Genomic DNA, 19,258 nt, shown 5'->3' with positions numbered 1-19,258 from the left:
CCGCACGCGGCGAAGCTGACGCGGAGGCATAGAGCAATTGCTCGCGCTGATCCAGCATTCGAGCAGGCGCTGCGGCGACAAACGCTGTACCCGCAGCGGATTGACGCGCTGATCGAAGGGCAAACCAATTTCATTGGCAAGCCTTGCGACAGGTGCGGGAGTGTGAAGCGCCGGGTCTTCGACTGCGGGTGCTGGTCGTGCAAGCAGATAGCGCGACCGATTGTCTTAGACGGCAGGAATCGGTTGGCGAAACGGTGGGAGGCGACACGCTCACGGGATGGATACGAAGCGATCTTGGATGCCAAGCGCAGGGAGGCCGCTGGCGATTGCTATCGCGTTGAGATCGGTGACTGGTCGGCACAAGTGTATCCGACCGGTAGACTGGCGGTGCAATGTCAGCGGTTGCACATTGACACGCCCGATTTGAGCACGGTTCCGAAGGGTCACCTATTCGAGCTAGGCATGGCAAACCCGGAGTTGGTTGAGATCATGCGAACGGCGGGTTGGAGCGTCTAGTGCGAGCGACGCGCAGCCGTGCTTCCGCTTCTTCTGCATTGCCGAAGGTTCTTCTCTGAGGAGCACTTAGGGCTACCGGCGCACGAGGGGGCGGTTGTGGGCCTTTGCCATGTCAGTGCCTGAGAACTCTACGTCCAGTGGTAGGATTTACGTAAAAGCACCAAACGAAAATCCGACAAGCTTGACCGGGGGCATTGCGAATAATGGACGAGAAGATTTCCCGTACGATTCAAGGTCTTACTAGCTGGGACGAGCTCGGGCAGTTCAAAGAGAACGCTGAATTCAGCGGACGCATGACGGCGGAGTTGCAGAGCGCGCTGGATTGGCGGGCGGCTCAGCTAGGGCGAATTCTTGTAGCTCAAAAGACCGGCCTCGATTTATCAATCCTCAGTCCCGCGCAAGAAAAGATCGTTGAGGCAGTGAGTCGGTATGTGGCGATCAAGACCTCTCATGGCAGCCACGCTTCTCGGACCTTTGACCAGTTGCGTAAGCGTGGTCTTATCGGGGCGGCAGAAAGCGCCGTATGTCGGTCCAGTCCGACGGAGGGCTTCAAGACCCTTACTGATGCGAACGAGAGGGAAATTTCCTACGAGCAAATTGTCGTCTCTTACCCCCAAGAATTCTCTTCGAGAGCGACTTGGTTCTCCCGACGAGCGCTCGGACTTCCCAACGCTTGGTCAACACCGCCCGTCGACGAGAGTAGCCCTACGCAAACGCGCACAGCAGCTCTCTTGCAATGGCTGAAGGCTGTCGCAGCGAAAAATGATGGTGTGATCCCGCCTTTCTCGAACGATGATGCCGCTGCCGCTGTCGGTATGAATGACATGCGGACGCATGGTAGGGTACAGGGAAAACTTCAGACCAGAATTGACTACGCGTGTTATCAAGTTGGCTTGCCGCCGCTCGGGCTAGCGGTGACTCAGCCGTTCCAGCGAGCGTGGACACAAGAGGAGCAAAACTGGGCATTCCCCACTGCGGCAATGCAGCGGGCTGCAAGGCTCAAGGTGTGGTCTGACGCCGACTTCGACAACCTATTACGCGAAACCAAACAGCTACCGGGGGAGGTTCATCCCCTATGGACGGCGGCTATCGCCGGGGAGGAGGAGAAGGTCAAAGCTTGGGCCTTTAGCTTCGGATTTGAGGATGTTGCGCTGCCGCGTAAGGTGAGCAGCGCCGGGCGCAATGCACCCTGGTCTCGCGACGAGTTAATCCTTGCACTTGACTTGTACATAAATCACCGAGCATCGCCACCTGGAAAGGGATCGCCCGAAATTGTGGAGCTATCAAACATCCTCAATAGCCTCGGGAGTGTACTTGGGCAGCGCACGGGCGATAGTTACCGCAACGACAACGGCGTCTACATGAAGTTGATGAACTTCCGACGCCTAGACCCACAATACACGGCTGAGGGCAAGAAGGGCTTGACGCGGGGAAATAAGGATGAAGTTCGAGTTTGGGACGAGTTCGCTAGTGAGCCGCAGCGGTTGGCCGAGGTAGCTCAGTTCATTCGGAACGGGATCGTTGAACACAAGAACGACGCAGACCTTTCGGGCCCAGACGAGCCGGGTATTGAAGAGGCAGAGGAAGGGAAAGTCGCGACGCGGGTACATCGCTATCGAGAGCGCGACAGGCGGCTGGTTGAAGAGGCGAAAGCACAAGCATTGAAGAAGCATGGCCGACTGTTTTGCGTTGCGTGCAATTTTGACTTCACAAACAAGTACGGCACGATCGGCGCGGGAATTATCGACGTTCATCACACGAAGCCAGTCCATACCATGGAGGCTGGTGAGAAAACGAAAGTTAGCGACTTGGTTCTTCTCTGCTCAAACTGCCACCGGGTAGTCCATTCAAAGCGTAAGTGGCTGACATTGGAGCAGTTGAGAGCGGGGATTGGCGGTTAGTCTGATTCGCGATTGGCGGATAAATGATTGCAGGCGTGTCACGAACGGGCTGGTCGATTGATTGACGACTAGACAGAATCAATCGAGCCGCCGTGCGACGTCTTCTAGTTGAAGGTGGGTGTACCGCTCAAGCATCGTCCAAGTCTTGTGGCCGGTGATTCGTGCGACTTCAGGCACGGTCAAACCCTTCTCGAACAATCGAGAGGTGGCCTCGTGTCTTAAGTCGTGGAAGCGGAAATCCTCCATACCGGCGCGCTTTCTCGCTCGAATAAAAGCGCGCTTTACTGCCTCCGCTGTCACGCCCGCAAATACCTGGCCCAGCCTGTCGCCAGGTAGTTGGTCCAGGACATTCATTGCGCGGAGCGATAACGGCACTCCGCGTGAGGTACCGTTCTTCGTCATCGTGAGGTGGACGGATCGGCGGGCTAAATTGACTCTCGACCAATCAAGTCCAACGATCTCCGACTGGCGCATCGCGGTTTCAATCGCAAGCTCAACTATGGGGCGCAGGTAGGCCGCCCGCGCTTCGTCGCAGGCAGCTAGAAGCGCGACCTCTTCGCCCGCATTGAACCGCCTGTCGCGGGGCCTGGCCTCCCTTGGTCGGCGGACGGCTCTAAACGGATTCTTCGCGAATGGCTCGCCCCATTCATCGCATGCGATTTTGAGCACGTGCGCAAGCAGAGTCATGTCGCGCTTGACGGTTGAGCTACTGACGGACTGTAGGCGCAGGTCGCGCCACTCGGCGACGCGCTGGGGACTGAGACTGCTGATGGGACAATCTGCTAACGAATGCTTGAGCAGCCCCTTCATTCGAAGTGCTTCTTGGTCAGCAGAGCGCTTTTGGGGCGTTACTACTGCAAGATAGCGACGCATCAGGTCGCCCAGCGTTCGGTACTGTGGAGCGCACTCCGTTGCTATCCGGTGGCGCTCGGTTTCTTTTTTCACCTCGTGAATACGCTTTCGAATGAGCGTCTCTTGCTCATCCAGCCACGTCTCAGCTTCTGGGCGTGTTGGGAATGTACGTGATAAAGGTGGGAAACCCTTGATACGGATTTTCGCCGTGTAATGCCCGCTGGGGCCTCTTTGGATGGCGCCCATACCTGTATCTCCTTGGTCGGATGCAGGTGCGGGCGGTCATGCCGCCGTTTCTCGGCTTCGTCAGTATGCCATGCAGAACCGTCTGTGAAGTGCTCCCGTCAGGCGAGCCAGCGAAGGTAGGCGAGGAGCGCAATCCCACGCTGGGCTGGCGTGCTCATACGGCGTAGACTGTTTGCACGATTCACTTCGCTCACGGTGGGACCCATGGACATCCTCATGATGCAGGCAGACCTCGCCAAGCTCCAAGCCGAGATAACGCGGGTGTTCGAGGATGTGCAGAAGACCAACCGAGCGCAGCGGTGGTTAACGTCGCTCGTGACCGCATGCGGCGTGCTGGCTATGGGCACCGGCCTTGCTGCTGTCTGTATACAGTTCGCCAAGCTGTTTCTGAACTAATTTCATTGATCGTTCGCCGCAAGTCACGCCGCTTCGTCAGCCCAGCTTCATTAGCAGGTGATCCATGCTGAGGTGCGCGTACCGGCGCAGCATCGTGAGGGTTTTGTGTCCAGTAATGGCACTGACCTCCATCGTATTCAGTCCCTTCTCGAACAGTCGAGATGTTGCCTCATGGCGCAAATCATGAAACCGTAGGTCGGGCATTCCAGCCCGGTCTCGTGTCCGCATGAACGAATGACGCACGACCGTGGAATTGAGCTTGCTGAACGGTCCTGTATCCGTGTATTCCCTTTTGCGGTGCCAATTTAATTCGCGCACTGTCCGCATGGCCTGCATCGCAGCAGCGGCACGGTGAGTCAGGGGCACCGCCCGAGCTTCACCATTCTTCGTGTCGCCCAACACAGCCACCCGTTTCTCGAAGCTGATCCGATCCCACCGAAGGCCCAGTATCTCGGACTGCCTCATGCCGGTTTCGACGGCAACCACCACCAGATGCTCAAGGTACGGAGCGCCTGACCCACGGCACGCAGCAAGCAGCCGCTCCTCCTCGCCGGGCAGCAGGCGTCTCTCACGAGCAGCGTTCTCCTTCGGCAATCTGACAGAGCGCAGCGGGTTCTCAGCCAGATAGATGCCAAGTTCCTTGCGACCGTACTCGATGGCCCGTGCCAGCAGCAGCATCTCATGGCGCACCGTGGAGCCGGTGACAGTTAGCAGCCGTGTGTCCCGGTAATCCGTCAGTGCCTGCCTCGTCAGGTTCGCCATTGCGTATTCAGCCAGCGGGTGACGCATCCAGACTTTGCATCTGTAGGTCTCTGTCTCGTGACCCTTCAGGCCGGGCACCACGTCAGCGAGGTATCGGGCCAGCACATCCCGCACAGTGATCTCCCGGGCGTCCCGGGTATCGACGGCATGCCCGAGGTCATACAGGGCTTCCAGAGCGCGGCCCCATGCCTCTGCCTCGGCTCGACTAGCGAATGCCTTGGTCTGTACGGGGAAACCTTTGCGGCGGACTCTAGCCTGCCAGCGGCGTGTTGATACGTTGTCATCTCGTTTCGTGATCGTTGCCATACGGCTCTCCGTTGGTACAGCAGTGGTACAGGAGAGCAACCTGCCGAGGAAATACAGCCGAGCGCCTTGCGCGACGGCGCGTCGTATCAGACGTGTCACCGGCGCTTCAAGGCGTGGCACGAATCCGGTGTGCTCGGGCGTGTCATGCAGCAATTGTTCGGCGCAGCGAGTGAAGGGTTGTATTCGCTGATGACCTCGCGCATGCGAGTGCCAACCGAGTTGCCGGAGAGATTGGGCGACCGTGCGCTTGCTGCGGATATTGATCAGCCCGCGGCGATGCAGGGCGATGCGCGGCCCGTACTCATGTCGCCCGGGTCACTCGTTCCGCTTGGGGCGCTGACCCCGGCCGAGCCGGTTGAGTACGCGCGGGGCGGTGTGCGTCACGCGGCGTGATGGCGGTGTGATAGGTGGTGTGACGTGCGAGCGAAGATCGCACGCACACAAAAAACCCGTCTGGAAGACTCCACGTCCCCAGACGGGTTTTTTTATGCTTCAGACAACGCGACGCAGCGTTCCTACTGCTGTCGAATCCAGGTCTGCGAGCGTCCGAGCAGTGAAATGCCAATATATCCGCGCACCACAAGTTTCTGTCCGCCGTCTTCCAGGTGCATCTTGCATTTGTATATCTTGCCGTTCTCCGGGTCGAGGATCTCGCCGCCATCCCACGTATCGCCATCGGGCTTCATGCCGTTGATGATGGTCATGCCCTTCATCAACTGATCCTTGCGTGAATCCGTGCAGGCCGTGCAGCGGCGGTTCGGATCGTCGTTGCTGCCCAGGCCGTTGAGGACCTTTCCGCTGAGCGTGCCATCGCTGTCCTCGACGATCTGCACGACTGCCTTGGGCTGACCGGTCTTGTCGTCGATAGTCTGCCAGAGTCCCGTGGGAGATGCAGCCTGCGCCATGGCTGTTGCTGCCGAGGCGAGTAGTGCGCCGGCCAGCAGGATGCGTCTGAAATGCCCATAGGCGCGTGGGGTAAGTCCCGTCATGCTTCCTCCTTGAGGTAAAACGTCTCTTGATACGTTGTCGATGTCGTTATCCTGCCGGCCGCGGGGCACAGCGTGCCGGACAGAATACGTCAAAGCATCGGGATGCGTTTTGTACAAACCCTCTAGTCGGGCCTGGCTGGCCGCCACGGCTTTCCCAGCATCAATTGAATTGGTAGGAAAAGGTTGCGTTGACACGCGGGCTGCGCGATCCGTTCCCTTCCAGCGGGGCATCGCCCACCGGTTTCGCCAGCGATAAATCCAGGCTGTAGTACTTAGCATCGGAGATACGGAAGCCCACGCCTATTGATGCCAGGCGACTCGGTTTCGCAGCGCCGGCATGGAGATACGTGTGGGCGGTATCGACGGAAACGTAGGGCGTGAAGGTCTTCAAAAACGCCAGGCCGATTGCAAACGGCCGGTTGATTTCGGCCGATGCGGCCCAACCCGAATCGCCCGATACTTCTCCCGGCTGGTAACCGAGCGCGAAGCGTTGTCCGCCAAACGCGATCTGCTCCGATGTCGGCAGGGAGTCCGCACTGTACTGCCCGGTCGCCGCAATCGAGGTGCCGATCTTGAACGGCCATTCGTTGGTCTGCGAGATCGTCGCGCCGGTGCGTACGAAGGTGAGCGACGCAGGGTTGGTCGTCAGAACGCCCGGAATGTTGGTGTCGGCCGATTTCGATGCCCCAAGTACGTCGAATGCTTTCGCCACGTTCAGGCTCGCGCGCCGTACCGTTCCCGTATCCACGCCGGTGTAGTCGAGTTGCAACGTGGTGACATGCACCTGCGAACGCTGGCCAAGCTGTGCGCCCGTGATGGTGTTCTTGTAGCGGTCCTCGTCATTCGAAGCGTACGCGCCGACCGTGCCGATCAGGCTGCGCGTATTGCTCAACACGAACGGATACGACGCGGACAGGCCCACTTTGTCGTTGATGACAGTGCGCTCGACATAGGATGGCAGGCCGGGGTTATCGACAGGGTGTCCATAGTAGTGCGATGCATCTGCCTTGACGGTGAAACCGTCCGTACCTATTGGCAATGAGCCGTTGACGTCGAAATAGGTTTGATCGTCGCGGCCCTTGGGCACCAGCGCCGAGACGCCCAGCGTCTCACCCTGGCCAAGCAGGCCGTTCTCCGTTGCAGCAATAATCCCCTGCACGCCGGGATGATTCATGTCTATCCCGGTCGCGAAACTGAAGGGCTTGCGCTCGACATCGAGATCGAGCGTGGTCGCGCCGTCGGTAGTCTGCGGGGGCGCGACGGTCGCCGAGATCTTCACGCCGGGCGTGAGGCCAAGCACATTGACGTAACGCTCGAAGGTCGCCTGCCGCAACGGCACGTCGGCGCGAATCCGGTCGGCGATTGCGCGGATGCGTTTTTCAGCCGTACCAGGGTTGCCCTTGATCTTGATGTCGGCTACGTGACCTTCGACTACCGTGATGCGCACCACGCCGTTCTCGAAGGTCTGCGCGGGCACGAACGCGAAGGAGAGTGCGTAACCGCGTTCCTTGTAGAGCGCGGTCACGCCGTTTGCCGTTTCCATCAGCTCGCCGATAGTGACATCCTTGCCCACCAGCGGCGTGAAGCGTTGCGCGACTTCATCGAAGGGAATGGCTCTGACGCCTTCCACCTCGATCTTTTGCGGCGTCAGGTGACGCGCAAGCAACTCCTGGATGTGCGGGGCCGGAGGCTGGACGTCGACGGTAACAGCCGGCGCTTGTTGCGGCGCGTTCACTTGCGGCAAAGCGTCCAACGGATTGCCCGCCAGCGCCGGCCGCGCGACCTGACCGCTGGTCTGCGCCTGGGCAGCATGCGCCGCCACCGCCGCAAGCAGCAGCGTCCATTTCCATTCGTTGATATTCACGGTGCGGCCCTCGTTGGCTTTTTTCGTGCGAACTGCGGAGGAGGCAGGGTCGACATGACCGGAGGTCCTGCTGCGTTCGTCATCGTTTGATGCTCTGTGCTGCTTTATTGCCTACCTCTGTATTACGGCTCTTCGCGGCCTTTACCTTTGGTTTTATTTGTTCTTGTGCCAATCTATTCTCGTTTATCCCTTCCGGGTACCGCTATTTTTATCGGTTGTCCTTGCTGTTTTTGCTTAGGTCCCGGTTCTGTCTACAACAAAACGATATCCGGTCCGATGCGAAACCGGCGCCGATGCGGCGCCGGGAAAGACAAGGGTGTTATCAGACACTGAAGGACCTCATTGAGGGGTGCGTGGACCCTTACCTCCTCGTCACAAGGACGTATCGAGAGGATGCTTCAAACCGTCAACTGAAACCTGGGGCGGTCCCGCTCACGGACCCGGCGGCCTCGAGACGATCGCTCCAGGCGAAAGGTCCCGAGGCCCAAGCGTTGCGGCAGCGTCCATATCACTTGTTATGCGCACCGAGCAGGCCGCCCACCAGCGATGTCACGCCGCCCACCAGGTTGCCCGGCGAGCTGCTGCCCGCACCACTGCCTGTCGTGCTCGAGAGACCCGCTCCGACGCCAACTCCTACGCCACTGGTGGTCGTTGTTGCACCGGTCGACGGCGATTTCGTCGTCGTGGTCCCCGCGCCTACGCCAGCTCCCACGCCCACACCGGTGATCGATGCGAGCAAGCCGCCAACAGGGTTCGCGGCGCCCGCGCCCGTGCCGGGTGCTGCGCCTGTCAATGCGCCTGTCAGGCCACCCACGAGGCTTGTCACCGGCGCGAGCGGATTGCCCGCCGATCCTGCCGAGCCGCCCGAGGTCGCGTTGGTCAGCGCACCCGTGGTAGCGCCTATTACGCTGGCGACGGGTGTCGTCACGCCGGTGGCGACCGCACCTACCGTGTTGGTCAAGTTGCCGAGCAGGCTCGCGACAGGAGCCGCCGGGCCTGCGCCCGATGTTGCGCCCGCACCGCCGGTCAGGCCGCCGACCAGACTTGCAACGGGCGCCAGCGGACCGGCTGCACCAGGCGCCACGCCAAGGCTTGCAACCGTGCTCGTCACGCCGCCGACAAGGCCTTTGACTGGAGCCAGCACACCACCTGCGCCACCTGCTCCACCGGTTCCGCCCACGCCGCCTGTCAGGCCCGAGAGGATGCCGGTGACCGGCGCGAGCGGGTTGCCGCCCGGCGTACCGTTCACAAGACCGCCCGCTGACGCGAGCGTAGTTCCCGTGGCGGACACAACACTGCCCAGACCCGTTGCGAGAGGATTGTTTCCCGTCGATGCCACCGTGCTGCCCGTCGACTTCAATACGCCGGCAAGCGTGGTGAGCAGGTTGTCGGCCGGTGCACCGAGGCCGGTTGCAGAGCCGACGGTCTGTGTCAGCGAGCCGGCCAACGCTGTGATCGGCGTGATCGCAGTGCTGACCTGTTGCGTGATCTGGCTGACCGCGCCGGTAGAGAGTGTCTTGCCGAGCGCACCGCCGGCTTGCGTGACGGTATTGCCGAGGGTGTCTGCCGCGCTGCCCAAGGGCGTTATCACAGGTGCAAGCGGGGAGAGCGCGCCGCTGCCGACGCTCGTCACAAGATTGCCGCCACTGCTGACGGCAGCGCCTGCTTGTTGAACCACGTGGCCGGTGCTGGCGAGTGTTGTGCCCACCGGGTTGGTGCTCGAACCAATCTGGCCGAGGCCTTGCGAGACACCGTTACCCAGGGCGTTGGCCGCATCACCGAGGTGGGAGACGACACCGCCGGCGGCCTGTGTCGTGCCGGCGCTGACGCCGGGAATAGTTGCATTGCCGACGACCGTGCCCACGTCCGTCACTGCACCACCCACCGCCGATACAACGTTGCCCGCTCCGGCCGCTACGGCTGCAACCGGGGTCGTGATCGATGTTCCACCACCGGTACCGCCGCCCGTACCTCCGCCCGAACCTCCGCCCGAACCTCCGCCCGAACCTCCGCCCGAACCTCCGCCCGAACCTCCGCCCGAACCACCCGTGCCGCCGCTAGTTCCTCCACTCGCACCACCGCCTGCAACGACCGTCCCTCCGCCCGACCCGGCGCCGCCGCCGGTCCCCACGGCACCTCCGGCACCCGTGCCCGAGCTGCTGCCATCGGTGCCGCCGCCCGCGACCGTTGTTCCGTCGCCTGTTCCTGTTCCGCTTGAGCCTGTCCCGCCGCCGACTGTGGTGCCATTGCCTGACCCCGTGCCTCCGCCGCCGCTACCGGCGCCGGCACTGCCTGTACCGCTACCGGTGCCGCCGGCTGTCGGTATTGCTCCGGATCCCGAACTGCCCAATTGCTTGCTGGTTGAACCCGAACCGCCGCAGGCGCCAAGGGCCAGCACGGTCGCGATAGCCGCGGTGAGAATGGTGACGCGCAATGCGCCGCTTCGGATTTGAATGGTCTTCATAACGCCCTCGGATGATATTTAGTTTTTGCTTTTTGAATTGCCATCGTCTTATTGCAGGACGCGTGCCATTTGTTCGGAGGACGACGAACGGTTCGGCATGCGCAACGGGTTAACCAGGCGGTACAAGGCCTGGCATGGCGTTGCCGGCGGGCCGAAGGTCTTGGGGAAACGGGGCGACGCCGAGCCGAGGTCTCACGTAACGTAACGTGCGCTCAAGGTCGTTACGCTTTGGCCCGTAACGCGTTACGCGTCAGTCGACGAACCGGGCTATGAATCCGGGCACGCATTGAATGCTTACTACGTGAGCGGTCGGCCATGCGCAATCACACCCCTGGTTGCTCACGTGCGCGGTGAGACATTCACTTGACGGTAGTACGAACGATTTCCAATACGAAACCGGATTGGGTCGGTCTAATAATGCGTGCGGATCATCCGAATAACGAGTGCGGACGGGAGGGGAAACACTAGAAGATCAAATTCTTAAAGTTTGTGAGAGGCCTTCCGTTAACTAGATGGCTAGCCGTCGAATCGTTTGGTCAATGCCAACAAAAATGACGGGTGGCGGTAAGTGTTTGAGTACAAAGCGTTGTTGTGACACAAACCTTACCTGTCGAGGGTAACAACCGATGAAATTATTGCTTGTTACCCGTTGATTTCAAGATAGCGTTCAGCTATAAATCGTTTCAGGGATTCATCGTTTGACATCCTGACTGATGGAGGCACCATCGACTACACGTCTAGAACTTGAGAGAAGCGGCAAATGAAAACGCGCGCAACGACGCGCACCCAGGCATGCGGAGCCAAGCCCGCGGGGAAGAGAGAACCCGCTGGCGGCGACCCAGAAAAATGCCGGATCATTTGCCAAATGGCCATTAAAAAATATCCGAGGAAAGCATCATGTCTAAGTTCATCCAAGGCTTCGTCAGAGACGAACGCGGTGTCACCGCCATTGAATATGCGATCATTGCCGGCCTTATCGCGGTTGCACTCGCGGCCTCGGTAGGTGGCGTTGTCACGAAGCTGCAGACCGTGTTCACCGCTATTGTGACCGCGTTATAGCGACACAGGCTTCGCGCCGCCGGGCATCAAGGCGTCATATCTTCTCGCATGGCAATTATTGTTATATCGGCCTGTTTGCCGGTATAACTCACTCACTGTGTGGTGTTGCGTTAATTCGCATAACACGTAGCGGATCTGCTGCGCGCAGGCGTGACGCCGGGCTTGTCCAGTCGACTGCTTTAAAGAGCGGCCGGCGGGATTAGTTTGCCTGGTTGAAGCGAGTCCATATCATGATTAACGCCGCGTTATTCATTAGCTGGGCACTCGCGGTCATTTTATTCGATTGCCGGTCGCGCCGCATACCCAACTGGCTCGTTATTGCGGGACTGGCGGTGGCCTGTGTGCTTGTGGCGAGTGGTCATTCACCATTTCATATTGACCTATCCAGTGCCGCGCTCGGTCTCCTGGCCGGACTGCTTGCGCTCTTGCCGTTCTATCTGATCGGCCTGATGGGCGCCGCCGACGTCAAGGTGTTCGCCACGCTCGGTGCATGGTGCGGTTTTCACGCATTGCCCGCGCTGTGGATCGTGGCCAGTATTGCCGCTGGCATTCATGTTCTGTATTTGCTTGCGTCAGCGGTGATCGAGGGGAGGCGGAAGAGAACTTCAGGTTCATTGGAGTCCTCACCGAATGTCGACCGCTACGTGGACGGCTTTCACGACGTCACCAAGCCCGGCGCCGAACGGCCATCAGGGTACACCTTCATTGTTGGAGGCCGCAGGGCAACGCCGTATGCCGCGCTGCTCGCCATCTCCGCGATAGGAAGCCTGACGCTGCACGCATTAGAGGCTGCCCGATGACCCGGTTCAACTCCGCACGACTGGTGTCGCAGGACGCTCAACAGAGTGTCCGGATACGTGCCCCCGTACATGGGCGATCCCGTGCCGGTCGCCGGGTGCAACGCGGCAGCATGGCTGTGGAATTCGCCATCGTGTTTCCGCTTTTCTTCCTCGTGTTCTACGCGATCGTTACGTACAGCATGATCTTCGTCGCGCAGCAATCGCTCACGCTCGCTGCATCCGAAGGAGCGCGTGCAGCGTTGCGTTACGAGGCTGGTGCAACTAGCACGGCCAGCGCGCTCGCGCTGCGCGCGAGCGCGGCTTGCACCACGGCGACGGGTCTCGTGAACTGGCTCGCGGGCGTGGCGCCCTGTACCGCCACGTACGCGGCGTGCAGCTTCGACGCCACGATGCAATGCGTGAATGTGACGCTCAAATATAACTACGCGAGCCAGCCGCTCGTGCCCTCGCTGCCATTGATCGGGCTACCGGTGCCGACAAGTCTCATCGCAAGCGCCATGGTGCAACTGAACCCGGAGAACCTGTTTTAGGCGTTCTCCGCGCTTGAAACGACCAAGACGATCATGGCTAACATTACCCGCATCCTCGCTGTGTCCCTGATCGTACTTGCCGTGCTGCTCGGCATTTTCGCGTGGACTCTCTCGCGTCGGCCAGTAGCGCCCGTGCCGCAGATCGTGCAGGGCCAGGCGAGCTTTCCCGTGGTCGTGACCACGCGTGATCTGCTTCCCGGCAAGCCGATCGACGCCGATGCATTGACCTTGCGAATGGCGCCGTCGCGTGGAGCGGGTGAGTTCGCCGATGCCACCGCGCTCGTGGGGCGCGTGCCGCTGATCGCGATAACCGCTAATACTCCGCTATCCGAAGCAAATCTCACCACCGGACTTGCCGACGCCATCGCACCCGGAGAACGAGCCGTGGCGGTGCGGGTGGACGAGGGCAATGCGGTGGGTAACCGGGTACGGCCCGGCAATTTCGTAGACGTGTTTTTCATGCTCAAACGCGATATGTCCGCTGGTCCTGGCGCGGATGCGGAGGTAGATGCGACCCAGGCGCGGTTGTTGTTGTCGAAGGTCCGGGTGCTCAGTTTCGGCGATGCGACGCTGCCCGGCACGTCCGACGCCACCGACGTTAGCGCGGCCAATGCCCCGCGCGGTGCGGGTGCGCGTACGGCGGTGCTGGCCGTGCGCACGGCGGATATCGATGCGCTCACGCTCGCCGAAGGTGCGGGCCGTCTCGTGCTGGCGCTGCGCAATCCCGCCGATACCGACATAGCCGAACCGCCCGCCATGGCGCCGCTTCTCGCATCGCTAAGGATGCCGAATGATGGTGCGTCGCGTGCGGCTGCGGGTTTGTCCCTGGAGGCACTGGCCGGTTCCCGTGGCGAACGGTCGGCGCGCACGCCGGTCATGCCGCCATTGCCGGCAATGCCTTCCATGCCCGCGGCGCGCGCGCCGCGGTTTCAGGCGGTGTCTAATGATCTCGAGTTGATTCGCGGTGCGCATAGGGAAAAGGTGACGTACTGAAAATACAGGCAGCGCCGTAAACACATTTAGAAGCACGAGTAGAAGGACGAGTAGTAGTCGAAATCAAAAGAAAGTTCGGGGCCATGCCGCCGTATGGCGACAACGCAGTAAGCAGTCGATATAAAAAATCATGAAAGCCAAGGCTTCTTATCGAGGACACGGCGTCTCCGGCGCTGGTCGGTTATTGCTCGCCACTCTGGTCTGCGTGTGTGCGGCGAGTCCGTGCGCCAGTGCGAAGACTGCAAGGCCTGCAGCTGACGCGGCCGACTCGGCGGTTTCGAGGGTTATCGACATCACCGTCGGCGCCCAGAAGCAGATCGCGATGGGGCGCACATTGCAGCGGGTAGCCGTGGGTGATCCCGCGGTCGCGGACGTGCTTTGGCTCAAGAGCAGCGGTGGTGCGAACGGCGGCTTGTTGCTTGTTGGAAAAAGCGCAGGACGTACCGAGATGATGATCTGGGAGCGCGGTCAGAGCGCAGCCCAGACCTACACGATCAACGTCACCACGCTGGCCGCCCGAAAACTGCTCGGCAGCGATACACCCGCGGTCAACGTGCTTGGCCGGACAGCAGTGGTCACGGGGTCCGCCGCGAGCATGGGTGCGCATGAGCTTGCTATCGCCGTAGCGAGGGAGTCGGTTGCGGGTACCGCCGGTTCGTCGGATGCGTCATCAGGAGCGTTGGCCAGGGATTCTCGCGGGCAGAACGGCGGTTCGCCTGACTCGGCGTCAACCGGAGGCAGTAGCGGGGGCGGCAACGGGGGCGGTGGGAAGGAGGGCGCTGTCCTCGACGCATCGACGGTGGCGACAAGTCCCGTCGTGCAGGTTGACGTGAAGGTGGTCGAATTCAGCAAGGCCGTGCTGAAGGAAGCGGGCTTCAATTTCTTCAAGCAGAACAACGCGTTTGCATTCGGGACTTTCTCGCCTTCGTCGCTGACGTCGTATACAGGGGGCGCGACCTCGAATCTGCAGGTCACGTCCACAACGCCCATCAGCAGTGCGTTCAACCTGATGGTGAATCTCGGGACGCGCGGGATTTTCGCGAACCTGAGCCTGCTTGAATCGAACAACCTGGCGCGCGTGCTGGCCGAGCCGACGCTCGTCGCATTGTCGGGGCAGAGTGCGAGCTTTCTCGCCGGCGGGGAAATCCCGGTGCCGGTGCCACAGTCGCTTGGGACGATCAGCATTGTCTATAAACCCTACGGCATCGGGTTGACCGTCACGCCAACCGTGCTCGGACCGCGGCGGATCGCGCTGAAGGTCGCGCCGGAAGCGAGCCAGCTCGACTTTACGCACGCGCTGACCATCAACGGCATCTCGGTGCCGGCCATCACCACGCGGCGTGCGGACACCACAGTCGAACTCGGCGATGGCGAGAGTTTCGTGATCGGCGGCCTGATCGATCGCGAGACGGCATCGAACGTCGACAAAGTGCCGGTGCTGGGCGACTTGCCGATCATCGGCTCGTTCTTCAAGACCCTGCAATACACGCAGAACGATCGCGAGCTGGTGATCATCGTGACACCGCACCTGGTCTCGCCGATCGCAAAGGGCGCGGTGCTTCCCGCCACGCCCGGCGAGCAATCCGAGCAGCGCGACGGACCGGTATGGCGCTCGTTCATGGGAGGTGTCGCGGCGTCGAGCGACGAGGTGCCGGGGTTCTCGAAATGATTGGCGCAAGTGCTGACGGAGAGGATGGCAGGCGGATGGTGGAGACGCGTGCAAGTCCGTCAGGAACGGTGGGGGCCGCGAGATGTGCAGGCAGCGTTGCCCGCGCCGATGTGGCAGGAGAAAGCGGCAATGAACGCAAGGGTTCTATCTTTGACTGAGACGGAAGCGCGCCCCCCGGGCGTCCGGTTCCTGTGCGTCTGCTCTGATTCGGGACGCCGGGCGTGGCTCGCGCACGCCCTGGGAACGCTGGGCGCGCTCGAGCATGTGCCGTTCGACGCTGTCGAGCTGATGCCGAAGATATCGACGCTGGGCGCCGCGATGGTGTTCATCGACTTTGCCCGCGCGCCGCTTGAAGCGCCCGAGGCCAGCATCGCAAGCGCGACCGCCGTGGCGACCGCAGTGCACGACGCATTCCCGGGAGTTGCCATCGTCGCGCTCGGGTCACTTCAGCAGTCGGCCAGCGCGATTGCGGCATTGCGCGCCGGTGTGCGTGATTTTATCGACGTGGAGGGCGAGCCTGGCGAAGCACTTCGGATTGCGAAGCAGTTGATTGAGCAGGCCAGCCAGTCTGCGAAGACGGAACAGATCACCAACCGCCACGGGCATATGACGGTGCTGCTCGGCGCGCGTATTGGCGTAGGTGTCAGCACGCTGGCGGCGAATCTGGCTGTGAAGCTGCAAAAGCGCGGTACGGCAGCAGCGAAGACCGCAGCGCTGCTCGACCTGGGCATTCCTGCTGCGGACAGTTCCGTGTTGCTCGACACGCAAAGCGAATTCAATTTCGTCGATGCCGTGCGTAACCTGCGCCGCTTCGACCAGACCTTCGTCCATACAGCGTTCGGGCGCCACGTCAGCGGCCTGGCGGTGACGACGCTGCCGCCGGATCTCACGGGGATGCGCGAGGTGTCGTACGCGTCGGCGGTGAACCTGGTTAACCGGCTGCGGACCTTCTTCGATCACCAGATTGTCGATCTTGGCGGTTTTACCAACCTTGAGTTCGTCGCGCAGATGGTGCGTGCCGCAGACAACGTGTGGCTGGTTTGCGATCCGAACGTGGCGTCAGCGGTGTCCGCCATGGAGTTGCTGGAAGGCCTGCGTTTCCAGGATGCCGATGCACGCTTGCCGAAGGATCGCGATACCGCCGATGCGCCGCAGAAGCTGCAGCTGGTCGTGAACAAGTTCGATCCAATGTTGCAATTTGGCGCCGAGCAGATTGCCGAGCGGCTTGGCTTGCCGCTGCTCGCGGTGCTGCCGGCGCGCGCGCAGGCGCTTGGCCGCGCGGTGAACCAGGGGCGGCTGCTGGCGGATATAGCGGAACGCGATGCCTATGTGCGCGCGCTCGACCCGCTGGTTGCCCGGCTTGGCGGTCACAAGGCGCTGGCGGCCGACGGCGTCGCACCTATGTCGGGGCCGGTGCCGGACGGCATGGATCCCAAGGCAGCGAAGCAGAGGACGGCGGATACCACGGACGCGGCGAGCGGCTCAAAACAACTTCTCAAGCGGTTCTTTCCCACTTTCACCAAGCGGTCATAGACGATGGCAAAAGACATCGAGTTTGCCGACGACGCTACTTCGTTCGCGCATACCCAGCAGTTCCAGGACATCAAGAACGCGGCGCATGAACATCTGCTTACGCGGATTGAAGAGCTGGGCGCCGAGTTCGGACGCTGGTCGCGCCAGGCGATCCAGCAGTTCGTCGATCTGGAGATCGACGGCTTCGTCCGGCTGCGGCGCATTCCGCTCAACGAGAGCGAAGTGCGGCTGGTCGCGCAGGCGCTGACCAAGGAGCTGGCGGGCTTCGGGCCGATCGAGGATCTGCTCGCCGATCCGGCCGTGGAGGACATCCTCATCAACGGCTTCGATGACGTGTATGTTTCGCGTCACGGCATGCTCGAGAAGATCCCGGTGCGCTTCGCGGACAACGCTCATCTGCTGCGGATCGTGCGGCGTATTCTGGCTCCCATTGGCCGGCGGCTTGACGAATCGAATCCAATGGTCGATGCCCGCCTGCCCGACGGCGGCCGAGTGAACGTGGTGATCGAGCCGCTGTCGCTCGATGGCCCGGTGGTATCCATACGCAAGTTCCGCCGCGACCCGTTGCGGCCCGACGACCTGCTCGCGAACGGTACCTTCAATCAGGAGATCTGCGGGCTGCTCGACGCGGCGGTGGCCGCGCGCTGCAACGTGCTGGTGTCGGGCGGGACCAGCTCGGGCAAGACTTCGCTGCTCAACGCGCTCGCGTTTTTTGTGCCGAAGCAGGAGCGCGTGGTGACGATCGAGGACACCGCCGAACTCTCGCTCAACCACCCGCATGTGGTGCGGCTGGAAAGCCGTCCAGGCGGCTTTGACGGCGCGGGTGTGGTGTCGATCCGCGACCTCTTGCGCAACACGCTGCGGATGCGTCCGGACAGGATCATCGTGGGCGAAGTGCGTGGTGGCGAAGTGCTGGAAATGCTGCAGGCGATGAACACAGGCCACGACGGTTCAATGGGAACGGTCCACGCCAGCTCGGCGCGGGAATGTCTGTACCGGCTCGAGATGCTGGCGGGCTTTGCCGGCTTCCAGGGCACGGAGTCGAGCTTGCGCCGGCAGATTGCGAACGCCATCGATTTCATCGTGCAGATCGGGCGCTTGTCCAATGGGCGGCGGCGGATTTTATCGGTGACGGAAGTGACGGGTCTCTCGGACAACATCGTCGCGACGCAGGAGTTATACCGGTACGAGCCGCTGATGGACGGCGGCGAGGAAGTGGATAACTGGGTCTCGCTCGGCATTCATCCGAGCTCACCGAAGCTTGCCAAGTACCGGCAGTCTCTCGGTAACGACGGAGGCGCCGACAGCTTCAACGACGGCTTCGGGCGCGGCGGCGGTAGCGGTGGTTTTGGCCGCTCGGGAGGAAGCTTCAATGTCTAGCGGTATCGGACTTGTCCTGGTCGTGGCGCTGCTGTGTGCCGCTGGCGGGCTGCTGCTGTGGCAGCGTGCGCAGGACAACCGCGAACGCGCGCTGACAGATCGTTTTGTTGACCGGCGCGTGGCGTCTGTGCAGGGGGCAACACCGGGCACGGCGCCTGCCCAGAACAGCCAGCGCACTCGCGCTGCAGCTCCCGCGGCGATGTCGCCGAATGGAGCGCCGCGCGGCGTTCGCGAGAACGCACGCCATCTGCAAGCGCGTGTGGTTTATGGCTTCGGCAATCTGATGAGCCGCTCGGGCATTGCCAGTACTCGCATCTTTTTGTTGGGCACCGGTGCGGTGATCCTGCCGGGAGCGTGCTGGGTCGGAGTGCGTACGCATTGGATGGTTGGGCTGGGTTTTGTCGTCTTCGGGGTGCTCTGCGCGTTTGCTTTCCTCTCATGGCGCACCCAGAAACGTTATCAACGCATATCGCGGCAGTTGCCCGTATTCCTCGATGGCATCGTGCGGCTCATCATTATTGGCAACAGCGTGCCAGCCGCGTTCCAGGTTGCACTGACAACCACCGACGCGCCGTTGCGCGACTGCCTCGACCGGGTTTCGCGGATGTTGCGCTCCGGCGTCGAAATAGACGTGGCGCTGAAGAATGTGGCCTCGGCGTATCGCGTGCGCGAGCTGGAACTGGTGGGCTCGGTTCTGCGCATCTCGGTGAAATACGGCGGGCGCTCCGACGTGATGCTCGACCGCATGGCGACGCTGATGCGCGATCTCGAACAGGCCGAGCGCGAACTGGTTGCGCTGTCCACCGAAACGCGTTTGTCCGCCTGGGTGCTTGGGCTATTGCCGGCGTTGGTGGGAGGCTTCGTGATGATCTCGAACCCGTCGTACTTCCAGTCCATGTGGTCCGATCCATTCGGCCAGCGCCTCGTGTATATGGCGTTCGGGCTGCAAGTGTTCGGCGCTTTCCTGCTTTACCGGCTGGCGCGCCTGAAGGATTGAT

Annotated in this window: 16 protein-coding genes; 11 read left to right on the top strand and 5 right to left on the bottom strand. The window is 61.5% G+C overall.

Going from position 1 to position 19,258, the window contains the following annotated elements; translation table 11 throughout:
- Nucleotides 1–719: 719 nt before the first annotated feature.
- Nucleotides 720–2,417: an HNH endonuclease gene (locus ABH944_RS04480; protein WP_404604399.1), complete on the top strand. Its 1,698-nt coding sequence runs from the start codon at nt 720–722 to the stop codon at nt 2,415–2,417.
- Between the two features lie 78 nt (nt 2,418–2,495).
- On the opposite strand, the gene ABH944_RS04475 is transcribed toward ABH944_RS04480, so the two are convergent.
- Nucleotides 2,496–3,515 carry an integrase gene (locus ABH944_RS04475; protein ID WP_404604400.1) on the bottom strand — a complete coding sequence of 340 codons (1,020 nt, stop codon included), beginning with the start codon at nt 3,513–3,515 and terminating at the stop codon, nt 2,496–2,498.
- A gap of 204 nt (nt 3,516–3,719) precedes the next feature.
- On the opposite strand from ABH944_RS04475, the gene ABH944_RS04470 reads away from it, so the two are divergent.
- Entirely contained in the window at nt 3,720–3,911 is a 192-nt protein-coding gene (locus ABH944_RS04470) for a hypothetical protein (RefSeq protein ID WP_404604401.1), read from the top strand.
- A 36-nt stretch (nt 3,912–3,947) separates the two neighbouring features.
- Here ABH944_RS04470 and ABH944_RS04465 read toward each other — a convergent pair whose 3' ends face one another.
- On the bottom strand, nt 3,948–4,979 hold the full coding sequence (locus tag ABH944_RS04465; RefSeq protein ID WP_404604402.1) for a site-specific integrase: 1,032 nt from the start codon (nt 4,977–4,979) through the stop codon (nt 3,948–3,950).
- 66 nt (nt 4,980–5,045) lie between these two features.
- Between ABH944_RS04465 and ABH944_RS04460 the strand changes: the two genes are divergently transcribed.
- Nucleotides 5,046–5,372, top strand: a complete 327-nt coding sequence (locus tag ABH944_RS04460) for a hypothetical protein (RefSeq protein ID WP_404604403.1) — start codon at nt 5,046–5,048, stop codon at nt 5,370–5,372.
- 122 nt (nt 5,373–5,494) lie between these two features.
- Here the strand turns inward: ABH944_RS04460 and ABH944_RS04455 are convergent, their stop codons facing one another.
- From ABH944_RS04455 to ABH944_RS04445, 3 genes are all read right to left on the bottom strand, one after another.
- A complete protein-coding gene (locus tag ABH944_RS04455) occupies nt 5,495–5,968 on the bottom strand; it encodes a DUF2147 domain-containing protein (protein ID WP_404604404.1) in 474 nt (157 codons plus the stop codon).
- Nucleotides 5,969–6,128: 160 nt separating this feature from the next.
- Nucleotides 6,129–7,832, bottom strand: a complete 1,704-nt coding sequence (locus ABH944_RS04450) for a ShlB/FhaC/HecB family hemolysin secretion/activation protein (RefSeq protein ID WP_404604405.1) — start codon at nt 7,830–7,832, stop codon at nt 6,129–6,131.
- 508 nt (nt 7,833–8,340) lie between these two features.
- A complete protein-coding gene (locus tag ABH944_RS04445; RefSeq protein ID WP_404604406.1) occupies nt 8,341–10,296 on the bottom strand; it encodes a collagen-like triple helix repeat-containing protein in 1,956 nt (651 codons plus the stop codon).
- Nucleotides 10,297–11,193: 897 nt separating this feature from the next.
- Between ABH944_RS04445 and ABH944_RS04440 the strand changes: the two genes are divergently transcribed.
- The 8 genes from ABH944_RS04440 (at nt 11,194) to ABH944_RS04405 (ending at nt 19,257) form a co-directional block, all read left to right on the top strand.
- On the top strand, nt 11,194–11,355 hold the full coding sequence (locus tag ABH944_RS04440; protein ID WP_404604407.1) for a Flp family type IVb pilin: 162 nt from the start codon (nt 11,194–11,196) through the stop codon (nt 11,353–11,355).
- Between the two features lie 230 nt (nt 11,356–11,585).
- A complete protein-coding gene (locus ABH944_RS04435) occupies nt 11,586–12,155 on the top strand; it encodes an A24 family peptidase (RefSeq protein ID WP_404604408.1) in 570 nt (189 codons plus the stop codon).
- Between the two features lie 110 nt (nt 12,156–12,265).
- Nucleotides 12,266–12,685, top strand: a complete 420-nt coding sequence (locus tag ABH944_RS04430) for a TadE/TadG family type IV pilus assembly protein (protein ID WP_257026136.1) — start codon at nt 12,266–12,268, stop codon at nt 12,683–12,685.
- 33 nt (nt 12,686–12,718) lie between these two features.
- Entirely contained in the window at nt 12,719–13,678 is a 960-nt protein-coding gene (gene cpaB, locus ABH944_RS04425) for a Flp pilus assembly protein CpaB (RefSeq protein ID WP_404604409.1), read from the top strand.
- A 130-nt stretch (nt 13,679–13,808) separates the two neighbouring features.
- The gene (locus tag ABH944_RS04420) at nt 13,809–15,347 is read left to right on the top strand and encodes a type II and III secretion system protein family protein (protein ID WP_404604410.1); all 1,539 of its coding nucleotides are present in this window, start codon (nt 13,809–13,811) and stop codon (nt 15,345–15,347) included.
- Nucleotides 15,348–15,476: 129 nt separating this feature from the next.
- Nucleotides 15,477–16,880, top strand: a complete 1,404-nt coding sequence (locus ABH944_RS04415; protein WP_404604411.1) for a fimbrial protein — start codon at nt 15,477–15,479, stop codon at nt 16,878–16,880.
- Nucleotides 16,881–16,883: 3 nt separating this feature from the next.
- Nucleotides 16,884–18,260, top strand: a complete 1,377-nt coding sequence (locus ABH944_RS04410) for a TadA family conjugal transfer-associated ATPase (protein ID WP_404604412.1) — start codon at nt 16,884–16,886, stop codon at nt 18,258–18,260.
- Entirely contained in the window at nt 18,253–19,257 is a 1,005-nt protein-coding gene (locus ABH944_RS04405; RefSeq protein ID WP_404604413.1) for a type II secretion system F family protein, read from the top strand. Before ABH944_RS04410 ends, ABH944_RS04405 begins: the two co-directional genes overlap by 8 nt.
- Nucleotide 19,258: the final 1 nt, after the last annotated feature.

This window comes from Caballeronia udeis (assembly GCF_044909315.1).
Taxonomy (GTDB): domain Bacteria; phylum Pseudomonadota; class Gammaproteobacteria; order Burkholderiales; family Burkholderiaceae; genus Caballeronia; species Caballeronia udeis_A.
Note: the sequence above shows the minus strand (reverse complement) of the source record. Positions and strands in the feature narration are given on the sequence as shown.